Origin of the sequence: Paenibacillus contaminans (assembly GCF_003285015.1) — a bacterium.
Classification (GTDB): Bacteria; Bacillota; Bacilli; order Paenibacillales; family NBRC-103111; genus Paenibacillus_V; species Paenibacillus_V contaminans.
In genome coordinates this window covers 271,043-295,390 of record NZ_QMFB01000009.1, presented here as the reverse complement: position 1 = coordinate 295,390, position 24,348 = coordinate 271,043, and the positions used below count along the sequence as shown (strand labels likewise).

The window sequence follows — 24,348 nt, the reverse complement described above, 5'->3', positions numbered from 1 at the left end:
TTCGCGGTCATATCCCTAATATGACTGGAATCACTATGTGCCGTACTTATTTTTATGTACAATGGGAGAAGGTATAGATGTGCCGGCATTTTATGGAGCCGAGCCTTCTGCAAAACTTCTTTTCATTTCAAGAAAAAACGTTGGTGAAAACCTTGATCGATCGACGCAAATGGAACTGGCAGGACTGGGTGTTTTTCACGATTTTCTCAACCGGGTTTCTACTCAGCATGTTCTCCATCATTTTTCAACAGGAATCCTTGGTTATCAATCATCGAACCATGGCCATCATCGGCACAGTATGCGGTTATTTCATACCGCTCATTTTTTGGCGCCCGGGATATGTCCATTATTTTCTGTTTCCGGTAGCGATCCTTGTAACCAATGGAGCTTTTCAGGTATGGGCAACCATAACCACGCATCAATCGGTGCCGGTTCTGACTTTGTCCTGCATGATCTTAGGGTATTTGGCACACCGGTCGACCATCTGGTGGGTCGCTCCGATCGTCGTGATCGGACCGCCTGTACTAGACGTATTTTTCGTGACGTTTGAACACCCTACTTATGAATTTATAGGCTCCGTATTCAATAATGCCGTTATTCTGGCTGTCGGGATGGCGGTAAACCGCATTATGCACGACCATCTCCGCAGGAAGCGGCTGTACGAGGAAAACCTGAAGCAGTACCATCTGATCCGCGAACAAAACCGCGCGCTCGAGCAGTATTCGTCCCAGGTGGAGAAGCTGACGCTGCTGGAGGAACGGAACCGGCTGGCGCGCGAGCTGCACGATACGGTCGGTCATACGTTCACTTCGGTTATTATGGGAATGGACGCCGTCTCCTATCTAATGGACTCGGCCCCCGAGAAGGCCAAGGAGAAGCTGGAGGTGCTGCGCGGCCTGACGCGCAAAGGCTTGGACGAAGTCCGGCGGAGCATTCACCAGATCGCGCCCGTGGACGAACCCGAAACGCTTTCCCTGCAGCTTAGCCAGCTGGCCGGCGAATTTTCCACGCACACCGGAACGCAGGTCAAAATTAAAGTAAGCGGAGACGAAATCGCCCTTCCGAAGCAGATGCACCTGACGCTGGTACGCTGCTTGCAGGAGTCGCTGACGAATGCCAAACGCCACGGCGAGGCTGGGATCGTCGACGTCTGGATCGATTTCGCGCCCGATTCCGTCCTGCTGCGGATCGAAGACAACGGCTTCGGCACCGAAAAGCTGCGTGAAGGCTTTGGACTGAAGGCGATGCGTGAGCGTATTTCCGCGCTGAACGGTACCTTGCAGGCTTCTTCGGCCAGAGGCTTCGGAACGACGATCACCTGTAAAATCCCGCTTCGTCAAAAGCCGAAGCCTTAACAGCAATCTCAACGAGCCAGTTCCCGAAGGAGGATGTTTATGAAACCGATCAAGCTTCTGCTAGTAGACGATCAGGACCTCATACGCGAAAGCTTGCACATCGTGCTCGACATGGACCCCGATATCGAGGTAGTCGGCATGGCCGAGAACGGCCGCGTGGCGATCGAGCTTTGCGAGCAGCACAGCCCGAACGTCGTGCTGATGGATATTCATATGCCGGAAATGGACGGCGTCGAAGCGACACGCCAAATCAAGACGCGCTGGCCGAACATCAGGCTGATCATCCTGACGACGTTCCAGGAAATCAATTACGTCGTCGAAGCGCTCGGCGCAGGAGCGGAAGGTTATCTGCTGAAGGCGATTCATCCCAAGGATCTCGCTTCGGGCATCAAGTGGGTGCATCAAGGCGGAACGCTCATTCCCCAAGATATCGCCAAAATGATGGTGAACCAGCTGCAAAGCAACGGTTCCGGCGCTCCGGCCGCAAACGAAAGCGGAACTTCCCGTCTGGAAGCGGAGCAAGCCAGATCCGCCGCTTACGGCTTAAGCGAGCGGGAGCTCCAGGTGCTCGGCTGCATCGCCGACGGCCTGAACAACCGGGAAATATCCGAGAAGCTCTTTTTGTCGGAAGGCACCGTTAAAAATTACATCAGCAGCATCTATTCCAAGCTCGACGTGCGCGACCGCATTCAAGCGACGAAAAAAGCGCAGGATGAAGGCATGCTCTAATACGTAACATATTTTTTCCATGACGAGAAGACCGCCTTGCGGCGGCTTTGGTGTTCGATGTAGGTTTGTCCGTTGGCGAGGTAGTGGGGATAGGCTTCAACCGCTGAAATCGTGTTTCTTTGAACGTAATTCGAGGTAGAAACACGATTTCAAAGACGCCCGTAGCGTAGCTCCTTTTTGCTGGCCCGCCCCCATACCCCTTACCTCTTGTTCGCCTTGGGTGCTTTCTGTTACGTCTTTGACATTTACCGGTCCGCCAACCGAATTCCTCCCTGCTTACCCCTCATCGCTCGTCGCTTACATCCGCTGGAGTCCGACTTTGCCCATTTGGAATCGAGCACGTCTTCCTTGCCATGCCTGGAGTCCGAAAACGCCTACTTACAGCGGGTATTTTGCTCGGCACACCGGTGAACCCGTTCCCCAAGCCGGCAAAATCGGACTCCTGAGGTAGACGAACCTCGATTCCTTGCTCCAGGCGGGCTATTTCGGACTGCAGCATATCGAGGAGCCTCAGTGGCAGCATCTCTGCCAGGCGAGCCCTATTCTGCCAAAAAAACCGGAAGCTCGCTTGTCATCGGGCTTCCGGTTTTTTGTCGTTTCTATCTTATTCGATGACTCTTCTTAAGCCGTTTGCTTGATTGGCAGCGGCTTTTGCAGCAGCTTGCGCCCCGGCTTCAGCCGGTAAAACACCCGCTCCAGCAAAGCGAACAGCGATCCGGACATCGAGTACAGGCCTAACGCTACCGGCGCCCGCCACATCACCCCGGTAAAAACAATCGAAACGACGGCGGCAAGCAGCAGTCTTTGAGCGAATGGCGCCGCCGGCATCTCGGATTCCCCGAGCAGAGGGATGAAGCTGACAAGGAACGTCAATACGCCGACCAAAGCGGGGATCAAATGCAGCGGATCCGCAAGAGCGAATGTACTTACCCAAGGAATCAGCACAGACGTCATCGAGCTTCCGTGGGCGGCGAACATGCTGTACATGCCCATAAACACCGGCATTTGCAGCAGCGCAGTGCCGAATGGGGCAAGCGGGTTTACGCCGTTATGCCGATATAGCTTGAAGGTTTCCTGCATAAGCGTTTGCGGATTGTCCTGATGCTTCTCCCTCAGCTTCATCAATTCGGGCTTAATCTTATGCTGGCGCGCGTATTGGCGGGCCGTCCGCAGATTTAACGCGCCAAGTGCCAGCCTGACAAGCAATGTCAACGCGATAAGGGCTACTCCCCAATCATGCGATACTTGAAACAAAAACGTGAGCAGCGAATGCAGTACGGCTGCGATCGGCCGCAGCACGGGCTCCAATAAGGATACCATGAGACATTCCTCCCGGGATTATAGATGGGTATTCGTAACGGAATTTCCCCATCCCGGAAGCCGGTTCATCCCCTCCGGCCGTTTCCCTGAACGCCCGCGGAAGCTTGCGCCTTGCCCTCAGCATCCGGATCGGCAAACGCGGCCGAGCCGCTCTCCAATCCGCGCGAAGCGGCAGCAGGCTCGTAACCTGCAAGGCGGCGCCCCAGATGCGAACTGCCTTAGGCCCCGCTATCCAGGCACAGCACGACAGCGCGCAAACGAGAAACAGCACAACGTCGATCGACAGCTCCATTCGCCCTCACCTCCTTCTGCAAAGCATATACCCGGTAATACGCAACGGTATGCTCGACGGTTGCGGATCGACATTCGAACTCCAGTCCGGAATCGCGCAAGACTGGCGAGCCATTGCCTATTTCATATAAATCCGATAGACAAGCACCGCGGCTTCCGCTTTACTCGTAAATCCTTCAGGCTTAAACGAACCGTCTTCGTAACCGTCCACTAGCTTAAGTTGCTTTAAGGCAGCGACACCTTCCACCGCCCAATCCGCAATTAGGTTGCTATCCGTGAAAGCGGTATTTAACCCGGAGTATTCTTTAGCAGGTTGAATATTCGCATACTTCAACAATGCCCGGCTGAGCATGACTGCGATCTCTTGCCTTGTAATCGTCGATTTCGGATCGAATCGGGAATCACTCTTACCGTTGATAATGCCTTCCGCAAATGCCGTTGAGATCTCATCGAAGTAAGGATTGGACGGCTCCACATCTTCAAACGGCATCGGCAGGCCAGCACCATCCAGACCGTAAGCGCGCACGATCCATGCCGCGAACTGTTCGCGAGTCACTTCTCGGTCCGGCTCGAACGAGGAGCCTTCGTCCAGAATTCCTTTGGCAAGCAATTCGGTGACTTCTTTGCGGGCCCAGTGACTTTTCGTGTCATTGTAAGAGAACTGCGATTTCATCACCGTGTACTTGCTGAAATGACTGCGAAGAGTCCGGATCGTCTTCGTTACCAGATCATATCGGCCGCCGACAGCTTCCCACTTAAGCGTTTTCTCGTTAAGCATATAAACAGTCAAGCTTGCCAAGTCCTCTTCGGAATATTTGCTCGTATCGACAGCGGACACGTCGAATGAAATCATCATAGGACGGTTGAATTTCTCGACCTTCTTACCGTCGATCGCAGCGCTAAATTCCATGACCGGAATGTCGGCAAGCTTCTCGGCGTTCAAAGGATCGGGAATCGCCGCTTGCCTAACCATTTCGGCTGCGAGTGTAATAGATTGACCGCTCCGCAGCACGCCGAACGTATCCGAATCCACCGTAAAACCTGTATTGCCCATTTGCACGTTCAAACCAGTCATGCCGCTTTCTTGGGCCGCTGTAATCAAATCCGAAGGCAAGTCCGCCGCCAGCTTGGATATAGTCCCGTTCGTCTGCGGGAAGACAATCGAAAATACCGGACGGATCGCCGCATGATCACCGATGGCAGCCTTCAAAGCTCCGGAAATCGAAGCAAGCGATTGCTTGGCCTGTTCAAGCTGACTAGTTATCTGATTTGCATTCAACGCTGTTCGAGCTGCATTTCCTTCCACCTTCACGTCCTTGTTTTCCAGCGTGACAGCCGCTGCTTTCTCAACCGCTCTTCTGCCCATATCCAGCAGGCCGTTCTTCAGTTGTTCGGCCGCCAAGGACAGAGAGTCCCTTTTTCCATTTCCGACAAGACCGGCAGCCCCTTCGATAATCGATCGAGTCAGCTCGACCGCTTTTGCGCCGTCTCCGACTTTATCCAATGCGTACGACGTGCTGTTCAGCAAATCTTTCACAGCTTGCACGACTTGTTCCTTCTGCTTTTCGTCGTTCATTCCCGCCGCTAGCCCGGAAGCATGCTTTAAGGTTTCCGCGACAGACTGAACCGTTTTCTCGGCGTCTTGACTATCTTCTACCCCTTTAACCGCATCGGCGATCTGCGCGAGCGTTTCCCTGGCCAGCTTGGCTTTGTCCGCTTCCGACGTATCCGGATTCGCACCAATATCTTTCAGTTTTATATTTCCGGCGGTCACTTCTTTCGGAACGATACCCTGCTGACCATTTCCGCCGCCCGCAGCTCCGCCTGGGTTGCCGCCTGAATTCCCGCCTTGGTTACCACCTTGGTTGCCGCCTTGGTTGCCGCCTTGGTTGCCGCCTTGGTTGCCTCCTTGGTTGCCTCCTTGGTTGCCTCCTTGGTTGCCTCCTTGGTTGCCGCCTGAATCTCCGCCGGAGGACGAGGTCTTGAAGGTTACCTTGCGACTCATGCTATACAGCTTGCCATCCAAAGTAAGCGACGCTTCTATTGTATATGTCCCGTCATCATCCGGGACCATCATGTTAAGCGGGTAATTTGACGTTACCGACTTAAACACTTCTTTGCCTTGACTGTCGGTCATTCGCAGGGTGGCATCAACAACAGAACTGCTATAATGCGTTGTTATATAACTGTTGTAGACAACTAGCCTGCTTTCTGTAACGTTAGTCACCATGCCGCCCGCTTCGTCCAACAGACCGATTTGGAGCTGATCCCTTTTCCTTAACGATTGCATATCGCTTATGATATCTAATTTAGCAGGCTCTATCACCCCTATTCGCTTTACTTTACCAGGCAGCAGATTCTGTTTGGATAACTTGACGGCGTACCTGTACTCTCTCACTCCTTTAGTACGATTGAAGCTGACAAGTATATTGCCTGGGGTTACGGAAAGAGCGTTATTTGCAAAGCCACCATTTACACGAGTTCCATTGCCAGCTATATAATCCGCACTTAAGTTACGAATATCGGATTCTCCTTGCAGAATCGCCTGCTTCTCGGATGCGGTATCGATCTCCAAGTTCATATTATTTTGTGTCAATTCAACGTTCTCAACAAAATAAGCTTTACCTGGGATTTCCGCCAAAATATCGTAGTTGCCCTTTGTTACATAGAAGTAGTTTTTGTTCGGATGGTTATAACTGATCACCCCTGCGCCCAGTGCCATTCCGGGTCCATCCTTGGGAACGAGCGAGATTCTCTGGAACGTTTGCGGCACATTCACCTTAATAACCTGTTGATTCTCCATTCTCGCATCCAGTACGACATCGTATTTCTTGCCTGCCTCCGTGCGGAGGGAGCCGGAAACATAGTACCCCATTTCGGCAGAAGTCTCCGAGTAAGCTTGAGCAGCCTTGGACAAGCCGATCTTGACCAAAGATGGCGCAGGTACGATGATCGGATTGCTGATTGCCTCCTGGCCAATCCAAGTATTCAATTGCCCGATAGCATCGGCCGATTGATACGACACAGCGACAGAACTGTTGCGAAAGGGCATTCCACCCGCATACTCCGGATCGGATTCAGGCCTGTCCAGGCCGGTAATTTTCACGACTGCTTCCTTTGTTGGGTCTATCACCGGTAATTTTATCGTCTTCTGCAGAAAACCTTCTTTATTGATAATAATGGTTAGTATTTTAATGTCAGAACCAATGAATCTCGGTTGGATCATTACGTTGCCGTTCTGATCCGTAACTGGCACCGGAGTATCGGCAGTAACGGTAGTAACGGTAGTAACCGTAGACGAATAATTTGTACCTGTCGTATCTGAACCAAAATATGTTATTGCGGCATTCGGAATGGCCTCCCCGATTTCCCCAGTTTTATGAGCCCGAACCGTAATGGATATCTTTTTCATCTGTTCTTTAGTTATGTAAGAGGCGGCAAGCAAATCGATCCGTTGCCCGTTCGCATCCAGCAGTTCCACATCCAGTTCCTTTCTCGGGAGCACCTCAAATGCAGCTTCACCCAAAACCTCAATCTGACTCTGATCGTTTATTGGACTTGCATAAAACTTTACCGTGTAGGTTCCCGTCTCAAAAGGAGAAAAACTCCATGCATAGACTAGCCTCTCGCCGTTAGGCGAGTAAATCTCGGAAGGGGGTACTTCACTGCTTTTTGCAATTTGTTTATCGCCCTGCATCACATCCGCAAAAATTTTTCTGCTGAAATCGACTTGCGTTCCCTCGCTATCTTTTGCATCTAAAACAACCGCTGCCGTTTCACCGAGCATATAGCTTTGCCGTTCCGGTAAATTTAAGTAAGTATAATAATAGCTGTGGTCGTCGTATTTACGTATCCCCACATCGGCCAGCTCGCCTGCCCGAAACTCGTATGTATCCGCCGACGGCACAAACTCCCGGACCAGGGTGGCATCGTCGCCGTATCGATTGACCGCGGCATTAAGTTTATACAGCTTTTCATTCTTCTTGACGAAGAGCCTCTTGCCGTGCTGCAAATCGATGATCGTTTCGTTATAGTTCAAGTTGTCGTTCATATACCCGACGCGAATTTTAGCTTTGTCATTGTCTGTATACTCCGCTTCTACTGCAATTCCGGTATAATCGGACGACTGCGCATTGTAGCCGCCGACCGCAGAACTCCCGTTCGGAGCCAGAAGCTCACGGAACATCACCTTGTCCCCCGACTGAAGAGTCCCTACGGTCGTCATTTGATAGGCCGATCCATTGGCCACATAAACGTTTCCGTCATTTGGAAACGATAATTTGCCGATGAAATAGTCCCTATAGATAAGCCTATCCAAGCTATCGTCAATAAGAGAAACTTCATCGATCCTTACCGGTAGTCCGTTCCAAGTGTGCTGAAATGAAACCTTTGAAAAATTTCTGCCGTCCACGATAACGGTTTTCTTTTTTCCCTGCTGAGGAGGCTTTAAATCTTGCGGGCCTAGCGAAAACCAATACTGATCGTTACCGCTTTGAATCGAACCGCTCACCTGCGGCATCGAAGTGGATTTATCTAAAATAAACACGCTACCGCTCAAGAAACGCTGGACTCCGGTTATATATTTCCAGTTGGGGGATACATTCGATATAAACGCACCGTTCCGATCCAAAAAACGGGTTTCGATCAGATAGCTGTCCGGATATTGTTGATCGAAGAGGTCTTCCACGAACATATTTTCCGAAGCAAGCAATTCTTTTGCCCTTATCGAAATGGAAAAATCGTACGAAGCGCCCTCGTTGAGCAAAGCAGGCTTGCCGTTCCGGAAAACGACCAGTTTCCCGTCCGAATCGGTTACCGTTTGAACCCAATTGCCGAAACCGTAATCGACTTCGACATACCGGTTGGCGTAGGGCAACCCGTAAGCATCCTTGACGGCAACCGCAACTTCTTTATCGTCCGATCGAATAAATCCGTCTTCGGCATGCACGGGAGCCATTCCGTCTTTCGCCGTTCTTTCCACCATTATGGATGGCCTGGCCGAAGGAATAAGGTTGAAGGATTGCTCCTGTTCCAGCATGCCCGCCGCACCTTGATAAGTCGCTTTTATACGGTAAGCTCCGTCATTCAATCCAGGGATGAGGAAGCTGTAATCGATTGTGTAAACGGAGTCTTTGACCGTCGATTGAAGCTCGTTTTTGGGGACGCTAAACATACCGACCCGCGACCCGCGACCCGTTCCCGTTATAAACGGCATAGGTCACATCGCTGAGCCGTTCCCAATCCGGCGCCGCCACATCCAGAATGCTATTCACCGAAGCGGTTGCTTGCCCGCCGGGATTTTTGTCAACCCGAACGACTGACGCCTGGCTTGCGGCCGCGGCCGGCAAAGCGCCCGTCATGACCAGCAGAATGGATAACAGGCATAAAAATAATCTGCTCGTTCGCTTGCGCATTTTTTCTAACTCCCCTTTTTGTCAAGTGCCTTCGGATTCGTGAACCCTCGGACCTATTCCTTTGAGTATAGAGGATAATGATACAGAAATTTGTCAATATTTGTCGTAAGTGAATATTTTTGCGGATATTTGTCGAGGACTGGTGTGAGGTGCTAACATACAATGCTTGGAGCGGTACGAAAAATGTTGTTAGACAGCTTGAGATGCTCGGCCACAGGCTAAGACGAATACACCGCCTCTCCGCACATTGTTGGCAGAACGTTCGCCTCGGAGTCACGCAGCCTTCTTCGATTGTTGCCTGCAAACGCTGCAATCCGATTTCGCCCAATTGAACTCGTACCTTGTTTCCTTTCCTCGTCTGCAGTACGAAAACGCCAGCTTACAGCGGCTATTTGACAAGGCATACCGATAAATCGGCTCTCCAAGAAGGCGGAATCTGACTGCAGCGCAAGTAAGACCTCGGCGACTTGTTCTAAGCGGGCAAACTCGAACAACAGCAAAAGGCGTCTTTCGGACTACAGCAAAATACTACTAACGTATCGGGAAGGTTAAGCCGAACAACCGCCAGGTATACGCTTTGATGTGAACAAAACAGAACGCCGAAAACCATTAATGGTCTTCGGCGTTCTTGTATTCGACTAGCAAGCCGGCGTACTTTCTATTAAGCAGCCAGCGTCTGCGAAGCTTTCTGCTCGCGGCGCTGCTTGCGCGACTTGCGGAAGTGGAGCAGCTCGTAGGCGACAGGCACGACGACCAGCGTCAGCAGCGTCGATACGGTCAAGCCGCCGATGACGACGACCGCCAAGCTTTTGGAGACGATGCTGCCGTCCGCACCGCTTTTGAACAGAAGCGGCAGCATGGCGCATACGGTGGCGACAGCCGTCATGATGATCGGGCGAAGGCGTGTAGCGCCCGCTTCGAGAAGCGAGTCACGAATCGACATCGTCTCTTCGTTGTGCTTCACCCGCTCCAGCAATACGATCGCGTTCGTCACGACGACGCCGATGAGCATGAGCGCCCCGATCATTGCGGACGGATCGACCTGCACTCGGAAAACGACAAGTCCAAGGACGGCGCCGACAGCCGCAAGCGGCAGCGAGAACAGGATGGCAAGCGGTGCGCGGAGCGTTTTGAACGTCAGCACCATGATCAGGTACACGATTCCGATCGAAGCCAGCATCGTCATGCCCATATCGGCAAATTCCTTTTGCTGCGCTTCGCTCGCGCCGCCTTGCTGCAGCTTCACGCCGTCAGGCAGCTTGAATGCAGCCACTTGCTTGTTGATTTCCGCGGATACCGCACTCAGCTTATCCGAATTGATTATCACGTTGATACGCAAATACTGATTGCCGTCTTTCCGGAATACGCTGCTCGCTTCGTTCGTTTTCACGATTTTAGCGACTTTGGACAGCTCCGTCGGCCCTTGCGCAGTCGTTACCAGGATGTTTTTCAGCGCATCCTCGGAAGCCGGGTCAGCGAACGCTTGAAGAATGACAGGCGTGTCTTTGCCCTCTACTTTGATCGTTCCGATCGGCATCCGGTTCAGAAGCATTTGCAGCTCGCCCGCGATCTGCTGGGCGTTCGCCAGCGACGGATCGACTTCAATGTTGTAAATCGGCTTCGTTTCTTGCTGATTTCCAATGATTTTATCTACGCCGTCGATCCCTTTGAGCGAATCGATAATCGTACCGGACGATTTGACGAGCTCGTCGACATTGCTGCCGACCAGGTCGAGCGTGATGGTCGAGCTGGCGCCGCCGGTCATCGATTGCGTTGCGATTTCAAACTGCGCGCCTTTATAGTTCTCTTTCTCTTTTTTCATTTCGTCGATAAAATGCTGCGCATCCGCGCCCTCTTTCATCGTCACGTAGTATTCGACCTTCGTTGCCGACTTGACTTCGCCCCATTTGGCGTCATCCGAGCTGTTGCCGGACATCATCATGACCATTTTTACTTCAGGCTGTTCCTTTAACGTCTTCTCAAGCTTCGTTCCGTTGCTCAAAACCTCGGCAACCGGCGTATCGCTGGGATACTCGATCGACATCTGCACCATGCTGGAATCCGATGCGCTGATCGTGCCTTTCGGCATCGCAAAGTATGTGCCGATTGCACCGGCCGTGAGTACGATCGCAATTGTGATCGGCACCCACTTATGATTCAGGCTGAAACGCAGCATGTTCATATAACGTTTCGGTTCTTTATGCTTCGGCATACTCGCTTTCTGCAGCAAGCCTTTGCTCATAAGCGGCACCACGGTCAACGCTACGAGCAGCGAAGACAGCAGCGCATACGTAACGGTCAAGGCGAAAGGAAGCATGAAATCATGCAGCGAGCCTTGCACAAGACCCATCGGCAGGAAAACGGCTACCGTCGTCAAAGTCGAAGACGTAATGGCGCCGCCCACTTCTTTAACGGATTGCGTGATCATTTCGCGGTTTAACGCCTCGCCCTGCTGGGCTTTCCGGAATATATTCTCGATGACGACGATACTGTCGTCAACCAGCCGGCCTACGGCAACGGCTACGCCACCCAGCGTTAAAATGTTCAAAGTAATACCCGTTTGGTCAAGCAGGAACAGCGTCAAGCCGAGCGACAAAGGAATCGATACGATCGTGATCAATGTCGTTCTGATGCTTCTCAGGAAAAGAAGAATGACGATTGTGGCGAACAATGCCCCCATGCCTACTTCTTTCATCATGCTGTTCACGGAATTTTTCACTTGGTCTGCGGATGCCCAGAACACGCTCGCTTCCAGATTCGCATTTTCTTTATTCAACTCATCGATCTTTTTGGCAACGCCTTCGCCTACGGCAACCGCATTTTTACCGGCTTCCTTCATGACGATGGCCATCAGGGCGTCTTTCTCGTTGACGCGGGTGACGTTCTCCGCATCCAGCTTCGATTCGATTTTTGCGATATCGCCCAGCTTGACGCCCGGAACGACCGCGAGATTTTTCAATGCGTCGACGCCGTTCAGGCTGCCCGTTACTTTAATGTTGCTCGCTTTGCCGTCGATCGTCTTGCCTGCGACCGCAGCCGTCATGTTCTGCCCTTGCAGAACGCCCATTACCGCATGCAGCGGAAGGTTCAGCTCCGTCATCTTGGCCTTGTCGAGCGTGACGCTCACGTTCGAAGCGGCACGGCCGTAAATCGATACCGACGATACGCCCTCTACGCCTTCAAGCGCCGGCACGATCTTTTTGTCGAGATACTCCATGTTCGTTTCTGTAATGCCGTCCTTAAACGCAATCGTAATTTGCGAAATCGGAATCATGCTCGTATTCAGCTGAAGGATCATCGGTTTGTTGACGCCCTCCGGAAAAGCAATATCGGCGAGCGCTTCCTGTACCTCCGCTTTGGCCGCCTTCATATCGGAGCCGGAAGTGAAGTTGATGTCTACACGCGAGAAGCCGTCGCCTGTCGTGGAGAACACCTCGGTTTTATGCTTGACGTTCTGCACGGCCTTCTCGATCGGTTCGGTCACGTTCGCCGTCATCGACCCTGCGTCATGACCTTGTCCGAGCGTCGTTACCGTTACTTGCGGCATATTCGCCTCCGGTAAATATTCGAGCGGAAGCTTGAAGTAGCTCATCACGCCGACCGTCATAACCAGCAGCACCATCAGGATAACGGACGCTTTGTTTTTAAATGCCCATTTCGTAAACCAAGTCACGTTCTTTTCCCCTTTCTTCTCGCAAACACCCTTATTTATCTGTTCTTCCTGCTGCAACCCTCGGTGTTTAGCCGTTCGCAATATCATGCTTTTACGTGTTTAAGATTACCGTCTGCGGGTCATATGCGGTTAGTGCCGCCTGTCACAACCTCGGTCATGAGCGAGTCAATCGAGTCACGAGGGATTAATGCCGAAATCAGGAAACCGGTGCGGCAGTCACATGACTGTGAGCCGCCGGTCATATGACGAGGGCATATCGGATGCAGAGCGAAATGACCGCTTTCGGGAAAGGGCGTCAATAACGACAAATATCCGCATATTAATAGCGTGAAATGTACATGATAGTAACTTTTCGGAAGTACGGCTGCATGCCCTCGAAAAAAATAGGCCGCATTTGTCACAAATCTGCTCCCTGCTTCGTTCTATATACGGCCGTTGCACGGCCCTGCGGGGATGCTACAATAGAAACAACACGTTTCGCAGGAACGGAGGAATGACGATGATCGCCATGAACGCCCAAGCGTCAGATTTATATACAACCCATAAGCCGCTTTTGCTTTCGCTTGCTTACCGGATGCTCGGCAGCATGAGCGAGGCCGAAGATATCGTGCACGAAGCGTTCCTTGCCTTCGATGCGTCCGCAAACGAATCGATCGATAACGTTCGTGCCTACCTGTGCAAAATCGTAACCAACCGCTGCATCGACCGTTTGCGCAAACTCAAAAAAGAGCGCACCGCTTATATTGGCCCGTGGCTGCCCGAGCCGTGGGTGGATGATAGCGGCGCAGCCGATCCGCAGCAAAGCCTCGAACGGAAGGATACCCTGTCGACCGCTTTTCTGCTGCTGCTGGAAAAACTGACGCCCGCCGAGCGGTCCGTATTCGTGCTTCGCGAAGCGCTCGATTACGAATACGGCGAAATCGCAGGCATCGTCGGCAAAAGCGAAGCCAACTGCCGCCAGCTGCTTCGCCGCGCCCGCATGAAGCTTGCCGGCTGGGAAGAGGCGCAGCAACCCCGGACGGCACGGAGCAGCGCGCTCGTCGACGAATTCGTCGCTGCGCTGTCCGCCGGCGACGCCGGCCGTTTGATGCGCGTCTTCACTACCGATGCGGCGCTGCTCTCCGACGGCGGCGGCAAAGTCATCGCCGCCAAACGGCCGATTCTCGACCCGCAGCTTATCGCGACATTCCTCGTTTCCGTCAACGAGAAGCGGAAAGAAGCGTCAGGCATCGAAATGACGACGGTGAACGGACTGCCCGGCTTTATCCAGCACGTCGGCGGCTCCGTGCATGGCGTTTATTCCTTCGCCTTACGCGACGGGCTAATCTCGGCGATTTATATCATGCGCAATCCGGAAAAGCTGCGCCATATCCAAATAAGCGCGAGTCATGGAGCTTGAAGAAGCATTGGCCCGACCGCGTACACAACAGGTAACGATGAGAAGCCGGCACGACTGCTCTATGAGCGGTATGCCGGCTTTTTTGTCATTCCCGCGCGGGCTGGTTGTGCCGCCCCCTCTCCGGCGGTACGCTGCGCAGACTCTCGCAGCATCTTGCAAAAAAACACAACGCCCGGAAATGACCGCGCAAATTGTGACGGTTGCCGGAAATAACCAAGGGGTCTACTATGAAGCTGAATCCTCGAAAACCTTTTAACCGAACAACACTAAAGAGCGGAGTGTGACAAGTATGGAGTCGGGTAATCAGAAGGGACGAACAAATCCCGCCGATTGGAAAATAGCGACCTCATGGGGGCTGCGGAGCGAATTCTCGCCGGCGGACATGAAGGCCTCCGGGCTTAGCGGCGTGGAGCTGGTGCTGGAATACAGAAATCTTGAGGAGATCCCTTCGGACGAAAAGCGCCAATCCTATGAAAAAGCGGTGCAGGAAATAAACGATCAGCAGTTGGAGCTGTGGTCGATCCATTTGCCTTTTACGCGCGAGTTGGATATTTCGGTCACGGATCCGGTCCACAGACGCGCCGTGATCGAAGCGCAGGCGGAGCTGCTTCGGATGGCCGCTCCTTGGGGTGCACGACACGCGGTTATTCATCCGAGCTACGAGCCGATTCCGGAAGAAGAGCGGGAAGCGAGGATCGCAGCATGCCGCGAAGCGCTTCGCGAGCTCAGCACGATTGCCGCATCCGTCGGGATCAAGCTGGCGGCCGAATGCTTGCCGCGCACCTGCTTGGCCAATAACAGCGAGGAATTGCTGCGGATTCTCGAAGATGCGCCGGAGTGCGGCATTTGCTGCGACGTGAATCATTTGTATCAAGAGACTCCGGAGTCGTTTATCCGCAAGATGGGGAACCGGCTTACGACCGTTCACATGTCCGATTTCGACGGAATCGACGAGAAGCACTGGATGCCCGGAAAAGGCGTCATCCAATGGCAGGAGGTGCTGGACGCATTAGCGTCAATCGGCTACGACGGTCCGTTTTTGTTTGAAGTTTTCCCTGCCGACCCGGAATCGCTGGCGGCATGCTACAATGAGTTATTGGACGGTTACAATAGAAGGAATAAGTAGTTGCCGCACGGTCAAGTGTTAATGGCAAATTACCTAATAGAGTATGTACGGTCGGCCAATAATGAAAAGTTGCTGCTGAATCCACAATTTTCGGGTCGATCGAGTTCGGCTGTTCGCAGATCACAAGCGTCCGGGTAAGGGAATGAGTGAAATTAATGGCCGGCGATGCTAACCTTGCTGATTTCCGCCCCTCCGCACTCGTTTGGTAAGGGGTAATGAGTCAAATCAATTGCCGGTGATGCTAACCTTGCTGACTTTCGCCCATCTGCACTCGTTTGGTAAGGGGTAATGAGTCAAATCAATTGCCGGTGATGCTAACCTTGCTGACTTTCGCCCATCTGCACTCGTTTGGTAAGGGGTAATGAGTCAAATCAATTGCCGGTGATGCTAACCTTGCTGACTTTCGTCCATCTGCACTCGTTTGGTAAGGGGTAATGAGTCAAATCAATTGCCGGTGATGCTAACCTTGCTGACTTTCGTCCATCCGCACTCGTTTGGTAAGGGGTAATGAGTGAAATCCATTGCCGGCGATGCAAACCTTGCTGACTTTCGTCCATCCGCACTCGTTTGATAAGGTAATTATTGTTAGTGACGCTAACTTTGCCGGTTTTCGCTGATCGATACACGGTTGGTGACTTCATGAATCACAGACTGTGCGATTAGTGGAGAAAACCTTATTGTTTATGAGGCTGTCCTCACTATTCCACCGGTAAAATGATCGTTCTCGCCCATTAGTGAGGCAAATAACACTATCAATTTCGTTTGCCTCACTAATAATTGCGTTTGCCTCATTACCTCGCTTGAACACGGGTTATCGGCGAGAAATAGTAAGGCTTGCCTCACTAATAATAACCTTTGCCTCATTATGCCTTCAGAACACGGGTTATCGGCGAGAAATAGTAAGGCTTGCCTCACTAATAATAACCTTTGCCTCATTATGCCTTCAGAACACGGGTTTTCGGCGAGAAATAGTAAGGTTTCCTCACCAATAATAACTTTTGCCTCACTTTGCCCCCCAGAACACGGGTTTTCGGCGAGAAATAGTAAGGTTTGCCTCACTAATAATAACCTTTGCCTCATTATGCCTTCAGAACACGGGTTATCGGCGAGAAATAGTAAGGTTTGCCTCACCAATAGTAACTTTTGCCTCACTTTGCCCCCAGAACACGGGCTATCGCGGGAGATCGTTAGGTTTGCCTTATTAGCGGCAGCCTTTTCCTTACTAGTTTTCCAGGACACAAGTCATCAGCGACATGGTGATGCATCTACAGCTCTCTGAAGGCTGGATGGCGACGACTTTCTAATGCAAAAGCAAGTGCCTTACCCCTTAATAAAATCAATAGTAAAAGTGCTGAAATGCTGCTGGCCGGCGGGACGAGGTTTGACCGCCGACGTGTGACCGAGCACCGCGTGCCGCGATGGCACCGTGCGCCGGGAGGCGCTCACGGTACAGAAAAATCTAACCCGTTAAATAGTGAGATCGCCCAATGAACAGTGAGTTTTTCTTCACTAGGGCTTCTAAAAGATAGTTTACTTCCGGGAAACATCGCTGCGGCGCAAGCAAGGACTTAACTTGCATCGCACTTGTCATCCTCAAAAAACGCCCTATTATCCAATATAGAAGGGGCGAAGAAAGACCACGGCTTCTTTTCGCGAAAGGGGAACGCGCAAACGTGACAACGACCAACAACAAACGGCCGGTCATCGTCATATCGCTTATCACGGCTATTTGTCTGCTTGGCGATTCGATGCTTTATGTCGTACTGCCGATCTGGTGGCGGGACTTCGGCCTTACCTCTTTATGGGAGGTCGGTATCCTGCTGTCGGTCAACCGGCTTGTCAGGCTCCCGCTCAACCCGCTGATCGGCTGGCTGTATAGAAGGATGTCCAAGCGGTCGGGCATCTTGCTGGCGATATTGCTTACCGCCGTAACTACCGCATCGTACGGCATCGCAGGGAGCTTCTGGCTGCTGTTCGTCCTGCGCTCGGTTTGGGGGCTCGCATGGAGCTTTCTTCGGTTGGGCGGCTATTTTACGATTATCGAGCTGTCGGATAAAACGAATCGCGGCCAATTTATGGGCACGTTCAACGGGCTGACCGGTATCGGCAGTCTCGTCGGCATGCTGGCCGGCTCGTTCGCTGTGGAGCTGTTCGGCATCCGGAACGTCGCCTTTGTTTTCGGCCTTGCCGCATTGGCCGCCATACCTTTCGTGCTCAAATACGTTTCGGCAGGCAAAACGGAATCGGAGCAAAGCGCTTCAAGAACGGACGGCGGGCAGCCGGTCAAGCCTTGGCAGGAGCCGGTCGTCGTCTGGACCCTTATCTCGGGTTTGCTGACGGCCATGGTGTTCCAAGGCATGTATAATTCGACGCTCAGCCGGCTCATTCAAGTGCACGAATCGACTTACGTGCAGCTGTGGACGCTCTCGATCGGCGCCGCATCGCTTGCCGGCATTTTGCAGGCGCTGCGCTGGGGGCTGCAGCCCTGGCTGTCGCCATGGATCGGCAAAAAGTTCGACGCCTCCAATAATCAGAACCGCATGTTCGTCGTCTTGCTTGTCTGCTCCGCTTGCTTGCTGGCGATCGTGCCGTTCGGCATGCCTCTTGCGGTATGGCTTATTTTGCTCATAGGCTTGCAGCTTACCGTCACCGCCGTCACTACAATCATCGATGCGCTCGCGACCAATGCAGCCGAGCGCGCATCGAAGCTTGCCGTCATGACCTCCTATACGGTCGCGACCGATCTCGGCGCATCGTTAGGCCCGTCCATCGCGTATACGCTGGATGAAGTCGTGGGCACCTCGGCCATCTACTGGTGCGCAGCCGGCGTTCTTCTTCTTCTCTCGAGCCGATGGCTGGCGCCTTTCCGCGAGCGAAATCGCGCGGCCCGCACATCGTCGTTGCAAGAGCGACAGCTGTAGCCGGCGCTACAGCTGACACTCCCGTAAATGGAACGGCATCTCCGGTTCCCGAAAAACGCATAAAAGAAGCCTTCGCGTCCACTGTCTGGTGGAAAACGGAGGCTTCTTTCCGCACCGCGTGCGCCTCCCGGCGCGCGGTGCCATCGCGGCACGCGGTGCTCGGTCACACGTCGGCGGTCTAACCTTCTTTTCATGCCGACTCGACAGGCTACTGAACCGAAACTGGCTCGGGCCGTTCCCTTCTAGCTAGCCGTTCGGGACAGCTCTTACGTTTCTTGCGCTTGCGCCAGAAGCGGCGCCAGCTTATCCTGCAGCGCGCGTTCCAAGTACGGCGAGACATGCAGAAACTGTGCGTACTCGCGATATTCCGCCGCCAGCTTGCGCAGAGCCGCGGCAGGCTGCGCCTGTTTGACGGCGCGGATCAGCAGGTTCTTCGGCGTATGCTCGAGATCGATAAATTCGAGCATTTGCGTTTTGTAGCCGACGAGCTCCAGCAGCCTGGCGCGGGCGGCGTCCGTCGCAAGAGCGGCGAAGCGCTCCTTGAGAATGCCGTGCGTGAGCAGCGGCGCGAGCGCCTGGCTCTCGATTTGGCCGAATAGCTCGTGCTGGCAGCATGGAACGGACAAAATCACATTCGCCCCCCAGCGCACGGCCTTCTCGAGCGCCGCATCGGTCGCGGTGTCGCAGGCGTGCAAGGTGACGACCATATCGACGTTAGAGCGTTCCTCGTAGCGGCTTATATCCCCTACGAGGAAACGCAGCCCGTCGTACCGCAGCTTCCATGCCAGCGCCTCGCAATGCGCGATGACGTCGGCCTTCAGGTCGAGGCCCGTTACGTCGATATCAAGTCCGCGCACTTGCGTCAAATAATGATACAACGCGAATGTCAAATACGATTTGCCGCAGCCGAAGTCGATGATGTGCAGCTTCCGCCCTTCCGCCAAATGCGGCGCGACGTCGTCGATCATCTCGAGAAACCGGTTGATCTGGCGGAACTTGTCGTATTTGGCCGCCAGTACTTTGCCTTCCGCGTTCATGACGCCAAGCTCGACGAGAAAAGGCACCGGCTTGCCTTCCTCGAGCACATAACGTTTTTGGCGGTTATGCGTCAGGCTGGCCTCTTTCTTCGTCGCCTGCTTTTTTAAAATTTGCGCCTTCTCCTGGCGGTTGACGAGAATCTGGTAGTCGGCGTCCTTCGCCTGCACGAGCCCTTGCTTGAAGCCCGTGCGCAGCAGCTCCGCAAGCTTGTCCGCCGCCTCTTCCGGCTCAACGTTCTCGTGACGCTCCTGCGGACCTACCGTATATGCGAACTGCACGTGCAGCCGTCCTTTCAAAAGAACCGGCTTCGCCTTCACCTTGCTGGGCTGCTCGGCGTCCTTGCGCCGGGGATTGCTGAGCGTCGCCTGCAGCAGCGACTGCTCCCCGATCAGCTGCTTGAGCAGCGTCAAAACCTTTTCCATGCCTGTTCATACTCCGTTCCGATAGCTTGTCGGGCGTTCGCCCGCATGAGTTCCCGCCTGCCACTCCTGCCGTTCCTTGCCGCTTCAAGGCAGGCAATGCCTTGATCGATCTTGCATGTAGCAGTATATCAGCTTGCCGCCGGCATGCCAACCTTACCGGATCGACCGTTTGCGGTGGGCATAAATCCAATATTTTTTCATATCGCGGACAAGATCGTCTTCATACTCCAGCACCTTGTCGACGTAGTCGTCGAACGTTGCGAACCGGTGCGGCTCCACCTCGAGCGGTTCCCCTTCTCCGTTCAGCTGCAGCCTCCCCCGTCCGCGGTCGGCCAGCAGATGAGCAAGCCTCATGAGCAGAAAGTCCTCCCACGTCGTCGCGTCCTCCTCGCGGCACACCTTGTACCCGTCGGCAAGCTTGAACAGAAACAAACCGTGCTTGCGCAGCATCACTTCGGGATAAAGCACGTACCTGTCCTCCAGCGGCACCAGCTCGCACTCCCACGTCTTTGCAAACTCCTGCAAAAACGGCTCCAGCAGCACATGCGCCGCTTGATTTCGAATATGCAGCTCAGGCATTGTTCCCGCCTCCTTCGGCGACCGGCCGCGTAACAGACGGCTCCCGGCATTTTCCTAAGAAATCTCTTCCTTCATATTATGTCATCCGCCTCAAAAGGACAATCATACCAAGGATAAACGGCTTCGCCGTCCTAAACGCTTTCGAAGAAAGCGGCTTCGTAAGCATAAGCTAAGGATTCGGGCGTTTACCGGGAAATCGAACAATCAGCGGAGATATACTTTCTGCCCTGAAATAACGATATTTCATTCGTCAGTGGTGCCGTGAAGCGGCATGGAAGTCTGCGATTTGCAAAAAGACCATCCGGAAAATACCCGGATGATCCTGATTCGTTACCGATGCCTCCCGCCGGTCATTCACGACGGTTTGCTTTTTGCGGCTGCATCTCATGCCGTCTCGTTATTTCCCGCTCAGCTCGACTTTCTTCTTGTACTCGGCGTTCATTTCCTCGACTACTTTTTTGTAATTCGCGTCTTCTTTCATTTTCTTGACGAATTGATCGTAGGTTTCGATCGTTTCCTGACCGAGGATGACCTTCACGCGGAAATCCGTAATTTTCTTGCTTATGTCCGACCAGTATTTGTTATACGCATCCGAGACGACACCGAGCGCAGGATCCGTGAGGTAAGACTTCGACCGTTCCTCGATTGTCTTCTTGTTCTGCTCGTATACGTCATTCGCAATCCCGACGCTGTCTATAACCTGCGCATAGCCGAGCGGCCGCCAAATGCTGCCCAGGTTGCCGCCCACTTTAACGAGATCCTTCTTGGCTTGCTCCGTGGAAACTTTACGGCCGTCCTTCTCTTCGTAATGAACGCCCTTGATGCCATAGTTGGCCAAATCGTTCCCTTCCTGGCTGTACCCGTAATCCAGGAACTTCAGAATGCTTTTCACCTTGCTCTCCGGAACCTTCTTCGGAATCAAATAAGCCCCGTAAAACCCGCCTGTGGCCGGCACGTATTTAACCCCGTTATCACTCTTAAGATAAGGCAGCGCCCGGAATTCGGCCTTCGGATTCGTATTTCTCAATTCGCCGGTAACCTCCCAAGCGTAGGCCATCGATAGCGACGCCGATCCGGCTTTGCTCCCTTTTACCGCCTCAAGCACCTGATTCAGCTTCAAGATGGCGATATCAGACGAAATGAGTCCTTCATCATACAGCTTTTTGACATAGATCAGCGCATCTTTGGATTTGTCCTCGGTAAGGATCGGATGAATGCTGCCGTCCCGCAGCTTCCACGCGCCGCCCGATTCGTTCATAATATTGTAAACGAAGTTGAAGGAGCCTAGGTAACCGGCCATCCCGATCGTATCCTTCTTGCCGTTGCCGTCCGGATCGTTCTCGGTAAACGCTTTAAGCACCTTGTAGAGATCGTCGAGCGTTTCCGGCGTTTTCATCCCGACCTTGTCGAGCCAGTCCTGCCTCAACATCGGGAACAGCCCGCCCCCGACAATCGGGTAATAGCGCGGAATGACGTAATGCTTCCCGTCGATTTTGCTGTTCTCCCAGGTTTCTTTAGGAAGCTTGCTCATATTCGGATAATCCTTGATGAACGGAGTCAGGTCCCAGAAAACGCCCTGCGAGATCAAGCTGCGGATTTGCGGCGTATCGATGCTCTCGACATAGGTCATTTCGGGCAAATCCCCGGAAGCGAGCATGACGTTCAGCTTTTCCTCAAACGACGCCTCCGGAATCCAGGTTAGCTTGAGCTTCGTATTCGTCTGCTTCTCGAGCTCTTTCCATACGACGTTGTCCTCGCCCACCATGTCCGCTTCGTAGTTCATGATGGCCGTCGTAATTTCGGTCGGCTTCTCCGACGGTTTGCCCGCTTCCTCTCCTTGCTTTCCGTTCGTGCCGCCGGCGGATTCGCCGCTCCCGCAGGCCGTCAGTACAAGCGATAACGTAAGCGGTGCGGCAATAGCCAAGCGGGTCATTCTGGTGCGTCTTTTCATTTCTTTCTTCCTCCCTTAGTTATATTGTACCTCTATGTGATCATTCCTTCACAGAGCCGACCATTGCCCCCTTGGCAAAGTGCTTCTGGAGAAACGGATACACCAGCATGATCGGCAGCGTCGTAACGACGACCGCGGCCATTTTGAGCGTTTCGGAAGGCATTTTTTTGGCGCCCTCGCGCAGCTGCTGCATCCCGTCGCCCGACATCGCGGAGGAAGGATCCGTCAGCATATTCCTTAGCAAAACCTGCAAGGGCCATTTCGTATGATCGCTGATGTACATGACCGCGCTGAAAAACGTATTCCAATAGCCCACCGCATAAAACAAGCCGAAAGCGACCATAGCGGGCAAGGACAAGGGAAGAATGATTCTGAACCAGATGCCGATTTCGTTGCAGCCGTCGATTCGCGCCGCTTCCTCCAGACTGTCGGGAATGCTGTCGTAGAAGCCTTTCATCAGCAGCACGTACCAGCCGCCCGTCAAACTCGGAATGATGAGCGCCCAAACGCTGTTCAGCAAACCGAGCTCGCGTACGACGAAGTAGGTTGGAATCAAGCCGGGCGAGAACAAAATCGTCAGCAAAATCAGAAACATCAGCGGTCTTCTGAAGCGAAGTCTTTTTCTCGACAGCATGTAGGACAAGCCCGAGGTTACAGCCAGGCTCAGAAGTGTTCCCACCGTAGCCAAAAAACCGCTGACGCCGATCGCATTCATAAAGGTTTTCGTCGAAAGCAGGTACCGGTACGCCTCCAGCGTCCATTTCGAAGGAAAAAGCGTCAATTTGCCCTGGTAATATTCGGTCGGGTCCATGAAGGACAGGACGACCGTGTAGTAGATCGGGAAAAGCGTGGCGAGTCCGACTGCGGCCAGAAAAGCGATATTGCATATCTCGAAAAGGCGGTCGCCCATTTTCATCTTCACGTCAGCTTCATTCTCCTTTGGCGAAAAATCGGGTTAAAATACCCCGTCTTGTCCGAACTTCTTGGCGAGGAAATTGGCAGCGCATACAAGGAAAACGCCGACAACCGATTTGAACAGGCCGACCGCCGTGCTGTAGCTGAACTGCCCCTGCTGAATCCCGGAACGGTACACGTACGTATCGAACACGTCCGCCACCTCGGATACGGCTCCGTTCGTCATCAAGTACACCTGCTCGAAGCCCGTTTCCATGATCGAACCAAGCTGCAAAATAAGCAGGATCATAATGATGTTCCGGATGGCGGGCAGCGTGATGTGCCATATTTTGCGGAAACGGCCCGCTCCGTCGACGGTGGCCGCTTCATAAAGCTGAGGATCGACTCCGGCGATGGCGGCAAGGAAAATAATCGTCCCCCAGCCGGCTTCCTTCCACATCGACTGCATGGTAAGCATCAGCCAGAACGAGTCGGCATTCGTCAGAAACCCGATTTTGGCCATGCCGAGCGCTTCCAGCAGCTTGTTGACCAGTCCCTCGCTCTGCGAAAGCATAAGATAAGTCAGCCCCGCGATGATAACCCAAGAGAAGAAGTGCGGAATATACACGATCGATTGAATGATTCTTTTGTAAACCGCGCTTCTCAATTCATTGAGCAGTAAGGAGAGGATGATCGGGAACGGAAAGAAAAACAGCAAATTCATCAGGCTGATCGCCAGCGTATTTCGCAGCAGCAGGTAAAAGTCGTCATTTGAAAAAAACCGCTCGAAATGCTCGAACCCTACCCACGGACTTTTGAGAATGCCGAAGTACGGGCTGTAATTTTCGAACGCGATGATAAGCCCGCTGAACGGAATGTACTTGAACAGCAAAAAATAGATGATTCCCGGCAAACCCAGCATATATAAGTATTTATCCCGCTTGACGTCCGACCAGGCTCTTCGCAGCGAGGATTTTGCCGTCGTGCGCACCTCCGGGGCCGGAAGCGATGCATTGCCAGCCTTCATATTCATCCGTGTACCTCCATTTCGTCTGTGATTGTGCATGACTGCATGATTCATTCTAGGAAGGCGGCTCCGTTTCCGGCAACCGATGACTTTTTGCACGGGCGTTTCCGTCCGTTGCATTCTTTTGCAAACGCAATTTATGAAGGAAATGTAATTGCTGAACGGCTTCGCGGGGTATACAATAAGATTCACCCTGGCGAACGGAGGCG

15 protein-coding genes are annotated in these 24,348 nt (G+C 53.0%); 5 read left to right on the top strand and 10 right to left on the bottom strand.

The annotated features are described in order from the left end of the window. Positions 1–77 precede the first annotated feature (77 nt). Together DQG23_RS17455 and DQG23_RS17450 are read left to right on the top strand one after the other, a co-directional pair. A complete protein-coding gene (locus DQG23_RS17455; protein WP_113032145.1) occupies positions 78–1,355 on the top strand; it encodes a sensor histidine kinase in 1,278 nt (425 codons plus the stop codon). A 39-nt stretch (positions 1,356–1,394) separates the two neighbouring features. Further along, positions 1,395–2,084 (top strand): response regulator transcription factor, encoded by a 690-nt coding sequence (locus tag DQG23_RS17450; protein ID WP_113032144.1) that lies wholly within the window; start codon positions 1,395–1,397, stop codon positions 2,082–2,084. 621 nt (positions 2,085–2,705) lie between these two features. Here the strand turns inward: DQG23_RS17450 and DQG23_RS17445 are convergent. From DQG23_RS17445 to DQG23_RS17425, 5 genes are all read right to left on the bottom strand, one after another. Continuing rightward, positions 2,706–3,404, bottom strand: a complete 699-nt coding sequence (locus tag DQG23_RS17445; RefSeq protein WP_113032143.1) for a YidC/Oxa1 family membrane protein insertase — start codon at positions 3,402–3,404, stop codon at positions 2,706–2,708. Next, the gene (locus tag DQG23_RS41825; RefSeq protein ID WP_146762328.1) at positions 3,319–3,696 is read right to left on the bottom strand and encodes a hypothetical protein; all 378 of its coding nucleotides are present in this window, start codon (positions 3,694–3,696) and stop codon (positions 3,319–3,321) included. Before DQG23_RS41825 ends, DQG23_RS17445 begins: the two co-directional genes overlap by 86 nt. Positions 3,697–3,813: 117 nt before the next feature. Then, the gene (locus DQG23_RS17435) at positions 3,814–8,868 is read right to left on the bottom strand and encodes an S-layer homology domain-containing protein (RefSeq protein WP_113032141.1); all 5,055 of its coding nucleotides are present in this window, start codon (positions 8,866–8,868) and stop codon (positions 3,814–3,816) included. Beyond that, the gene (locus DQG23_RS17430; protein WP_113032140.1) at positions 8,861–9,109 is read right to left on the bottom strand and encodes a hypothetical protein; all 249 of its coding nucleotides are present in this window, start codon (positions 9,107–9,109) and stop codon (positions 8,861–8,863) included. Before DQG23_RS17430 ends, DQG23_RS17435 begins: the two co-directional genes overlap by 8 nt. 661 nt (positions 9,110–9,770) lie before the next feature. Further along, positions 9,771–12,782: an efflux RND transporter permease subunit gene (locus DQG23_RS17425; protein ID WP_113032139.1), complete on the bottom strand. Its 3,012-nt coding sequence runs from the start codon at positions 12,780–12,782 to the stop codon at positions 9,771–9,773. A 499-nt stretch (positions 12,783–13,281) separates the two neighbouring features. On the opposite strand from DQG23_RS17425, the gene sigJ reads away from it, so the two are divergent. From sigJ to DQG23_RS17405, 3 genes are all read left to right on the top strand, one after another. Beyond that, positions 13,282–14,181 (top strand): RNA polymerase sigma factor SigJ, encoded by a 900-nt coding sequence (gene sigJ, locus DQG23_RS17420; protein ID WP_158560573.1) that lies wholly within the window; start codon positions 13,282–13,284, stop codon positions 14,179–14,181. A gap of 289 nt (positions 14,182–14,470) precedes the next feature. After that, complete coding sequence (locus DQG23_RS17415) at positions 14,471–15,307, top strand: sugar phosphate isomerase/epimerase family protein (RefSeq protein WP_113032137.1); 837 nt, start codon at positions 14,471–14,473, stop codon at positions 15,305–15,307. 1,673 nt (positions 15,308–16,980) lie between these two features. Continuing rightward, on the top strand, positions 16,981–18,228 hold the full coding sequence (locus DQG23_RS17405; protein WP_113032135.1) for an MFS transporter: 1,248 nt from the start codon (positions 16,981–16,983) through the stop codon (positions 18,226–18,228). A 266-nt stretch (positions 18,229–18,494) separates the two neighbouring features. Here DQG23_RS17405 and DQG23_RS17400 read toward each other — a convergent pair whose 3' ends face one another. The 5 genes from DQG23_RS17400 to DQG23_RS17380 form a co-directional block, all read right to left on the bottom strand. Then, on the bottom strand, positions 18,495–19,688 hold the full coding sequence (locus DQG23_RS17400) for a class I SAM-dependent methyltransferase (protein ID WP_113032134.1): 1,194 nt from the start codon (positions 19,686–19,688) through the stop codon (positions 18,495–18,497). A 153-nt stretch (positions 19,689–19,841) separates the two neighbouring features. Beyond that, a complete protein-coding gene (locus DQG23_RS17395; protein WP_113032133.1) occupies positions 19,842–20,267 on the bottom strand; it encodes a hypothetical protein in 426 nt (141 codons plus the stop codon). A gap of 397 nt (positions 20,268–20,664) precedes the next feature. Next, a complete protein-coding gene (locus DQG23_RS17390) occupies positions 20,665–22,218 on the bottom strand; it encodes an extracellular solute-binding protein (RefSeq protein ID WP_113032132.1) in 1,554 nt (517 codons plus the stop codon). 40 nt (positions 22,219–22,258) lie between these two features. After that, a complete protein-coding gene (locus DQG23_RS17385; RefSeq protein ID WP_113032176.1) occupies positions 22,259–23,134 on the bottom strand; it encodes a carbohydrate ABC transporter permease in 876 nt (291 codons plus the stop codon). 39 nt (positions 23,135–23,173) lie between these two features. Continuing rightward, positions 23,174–24,145: an ABC transporter permease gene (locus tag DQG23_RS17380; protein ID WP_113032131.1), complete on the bottom strand. Its 972-nt coding sequence runs from the start codon at positions 24,143–24,145 to the stop codon at positions 23,174–23,176. Positions 24,146–24,348 lie beyond the last annotated feature (203 nt).